The sequence below is a fragment of the Rhizobium pisi genome (assembly GCF_003938655.1).
Taxonomy (GTDB): Bacteria; Pseudomonadota; Alphaproteobacteria; order Rhizobiales; family Rhizobiaceae; genus Rhizobium; species Rhizobium pisi.
In genome coordinates this window covers 1-1,408 of sequence record NZ_RJJT01000062.1, presented here as the reverse complement: position 1 = coordinate 1,408, position 1,408 = coordinate 1, and the positions used below count along the sequence as shown (strand labels likewise).

The 1,408-nt window shown below is 55.3% G+C and carries 1 protein-coding gene; it reads right to left on the bottom strand.

What is annotated here, in order from left to right; all coding sequences use genetic code 11:
- Positions 1-510: 510 nt before the first annotated feature.
- Complete coding sequence (locus tag EFD55_RS32885) at positions 511-1,362, bottom strand: hypothetical protein (protein ID WP_125851285.1); 852 nt, start codon at positions 1,360-1,362, stop codon at positions 511-513.
- Positions 1,363-1,408: the final 46 nt, after the last annotated feature.

Below are 1,408 nucleotides of genomic sequence, written 5' to 3'. Positions count from 1 at the left end.
CCGCCCACCATCGCGAACTGCGAGCGGCAGCCTTGGATACTTGGCGCCAAATCGCACGTCTTCACACCGCATGAATCAAAACCTCACTCCGAGATCTTGCTTTCAGAGCGTTAAGTTTACAGTGCCCGCGATGCCACTCAATAACCCAAGCTTCAGTTTGCACGTAAAACAGCAGACCGAATATATGATCATGAGGTTCTTCAGAGTGTCTGGGGAGAGGCGCTATATCACAACAAATCGGAAGTGAACGTCTCCTGTGAGACTGGACCTCAACTTTCGAAGAACATCGTTCAAACCCTATATAAGCCTGAGTACATACTGGAACGAGAGGATATACAAAAGATTGAGATGACCTACTACGCGGGCGCCATCATCAGGTTTGGACAACAGACATAAGTTCCATAATTAATGGCTGCCCCCACACACACGCCGTGAACCCCGCGGTCGATGTCGCACGAAACGGGGAAAACGCCGAGCGCACCGGCCCCGCCGCGAGGATCTGATCTTGCGTCATTTCCCGCGGATGACATCGACGAATGCCTGCTGCCAGGCGGAATCAATCTCGCTCCGCGAGCAATGGACACGCTCATAACCTTTCCGCTTATTCGCCAATAACTCAAGAACGCGTTGCTCCATGTCATAGGCCGCATCGCGACTGTTCATGCGTTGCCGAAGGACGACGCCCCATTGCTCCAGGCCAAGCTCGATAGGGATATGCTGATTGATGTCGGTGCATCTGCCATCGACATCGGTTGCCCAGCCGATCTTCCAGACGTCTCGTTTGCCGAACCGTAGTCCATAGGTCCACGCTTCGCCGCCGACAGGCGGATTGACCTCGTAACCTGCGCCGCTCGGTCGAGGACCAGTCGTGTTGCGAAGCGCGTCATTCATCCGGCGCATTGCTTCCAGCGCCGGCAAGGTCGGCAAATCGATTTCGACTGTTTGCAGTGCGAAGATCGCGGCGACGTCGGAAGGCTCTTCGATCTCCTGCACGCCCGACGTCGCCACCATGGCCAACTGCCTAGAGAGCGTTCGGGTCAACAGAGGAGCCGGTTCGAACCGCCACGCGCGGGTCAGCGCCACGGCGTGCGGAAACTTGAAGTTTCCGGCAGCATCGAAATCCCGTTCATCGAGGTCTGCTCGACCGACCAGATCAAGCGTCTTTAAAGGTTCAAATCCGATCTCGGCCATGCCGAGGATATTGCCTCTACTTTCCTCGTCGGTTCGGTCTGTCTGAGTACCGACAAAAACGACACTATCACCTCGCCTTGCTAGCCGGAGCAGGGTAAGCGCGAATTTCTCCGCACCTTCTGTAGTTGATTGAGCTTTGGCATTAGGTGTCCACCTAAAAGAGGTGGACACCTAGTTATGGATGAAGGTCAAAAACTCGCCGTGCGGCTGGTTGGTC